Origin of the sequence: Terriglobus sp. YAF25, from assembly GCF_052113305.1 — a bacterium.
GTDB lineage: Bacteria > Acidobacteriota > Terriglobia > Terriglobales > Acidobacteriaceae > Terriglobus.
In genome coordinates this window covers 1-1,915 of record NZ_JBFRCY010000814.1, presented here as the reverse complement: position 1 = coordinate 1,915, position 1,915 = coordinate 1, and the positions used below count along the sequence as shown (strand labels likewise).

The following is a 1,915-nucleotide window of genomic DNA, read 5'->3' as shown; positions in this document are numbered from 1 at the left end:
CCAGTCACACGGATACCGGAACGGACGAGAAGGTCTCTTGCACGGCGGACAACCTGTTTGCTGGATTTGCCGTGGCGAATGACAAGCACAGCGGTATCCGTCTGGCGACCAAGGATCACACCATCCGTAACAGAAAGAATAGGAGGGGAGTCGATGACGACATGCGTGTATTTCGTCTTTGCGTTCTCGATGAGATGCTGCATGCCTTCTGAGCTGAGCATCTCGGTCGGGAAGGGAGGAACCGGACCGCTGGCCAGAATGTCAAGGTTCGGTACATCGGCCACCTGTTGCACCGCTTCTTCAAGGCTGGTGGCCCCACTCAGCACCGTAGAGAGACCAACCTTGCCATTCAAGCCAAAACGGTGATGGACGCTGGGACGCCGAAGGTCAGCGTCGATAAGAAGCACTCTGGTCTCACGTTGAGCCAGGATGCAGGACAGGTTTGTGGAGCAGGTTGTCTTACCTTCCGACGGTGTAGCGCTGGTAAACAGGATCGTCCGGGGTGGGTGAGCCGTGTCGGACAGCAGGATGGAGGTCCGAAGCGAACGGAAGGCTTCAGCAAACTGGGATTTGGGCATGGTAAGCACACCCATATTGAGTTGTGTGACACTCATGCCGGCCGGCAATTCGCTGACGGTGCGGCGTGACTTCGGGATGATGGCCAATGCCGGCAGTTCCGTGATGCCTTCGACTTCAGCAATCGTACGCAGGCCAGTGTCGAGGCTCTCAAGCAGGAAGGCGATGACGATGCCGCCGAACAGACTGAACAGCAGCGTCACGACAATGATGGTGGTGGCTGACTGCAGCGTAGGTGCCGCCGGAATCAGCGCCTGGTCAACGACATCAATTTCCAGAGACTCCAGACCCGCCTGAATACCCGCAGCCCGCAAGCGCTGCAGCAGGCTGTCATAAAGCTGGCGTCCCGATTCGAACTCACGCTGACGCAACGTATATTCCACCAGCTCGTCGCGTAGTTTGTATGCATCGGCCTTCTGTGCCTCGAGTGCGGCCTGGGTCTGCTCTTCAGTGGCCTTGGCGGCGAGATACGTTTGTTTTGCCTGATTGAGCAGACGTCCCTGCTCGGTATTGATCTCGGTCGCGAGCTCATCCATCTGCGCTTTGGCAGCCTTGACCTGAGGGTGGTTCGGACCAAGCTGCGATGTCAGTTCTGCATAGTGCGCGCGGGCGTTAGCCAGCTCACCACGCAAACTATTCAGCCCGCCCGGTTGGATGCTTGGGGTTGCATCGATCAGACCTTCCATCGAAGCGGGATCCGCCTGGGCCAGCGCGCGATAGCGGGACTCCGCGATGATGCGGTTGATGCGGGCATCGCCCGCTGCCTTCGTGAGGCTGTCGATGAGGGAAGTGATCTCGCTTTGGCTGTGTGTCGGATCAATGCTTACGCCTACAGAACCGAGGCGGCGCTGTAACTCGAGAAGCTGTTCCTGCGAAGTCTCTACCTGCTGTTTGAGATCATCAAGCTGACCGGTGAGCCATTGACTGGCGTGCTGTGCTGAGTTGAACCGGGTCTGGTAGCTACGCTGGATATAGTCTTTGATCAGCGTGTTGATGATATTAGCCGACAGATGTGCGTCGAGACTGCGATAGTTGATCGTGATCAGGTTCGTACGTGCCACGATCGATACTGTGAGATTTGCCTTTAACCGCCCCAATGTGGCCTGGCGGATCATTGGCGTATCGAGCGACGTTACAGGTACGGGGGGACGTACGCCCAGGAAAGCCGGTTCGTTATTCAGGTTCAGCTCGCGAGCAACCGTCAGCAGCAGGGTTTCGCTGGTCAGGATGGTCGATTGGGTATTGAGGTGACTGCTCGTGTCGGTTGCGCCTACAGTCGTGAGTCGGTACTCGTTCGAGGAGCCCGAACGCACCTCAATACGGCCGGTCGCTATATATA

1 protein-coding gene is annotated in these 1,915 nt (G+C 57.4%); it reads right to left on the bottom strand.

Annotation, left to right across the window (positions count from 1 at the left end; genetic code table 11):
- Positions 1-1,915 (bottom strand): GumC family protein (locus AB4043_RS24050; protein WP_442308323.1); only part of this gene is annotated, 1,915 nt, incomplete at both ends.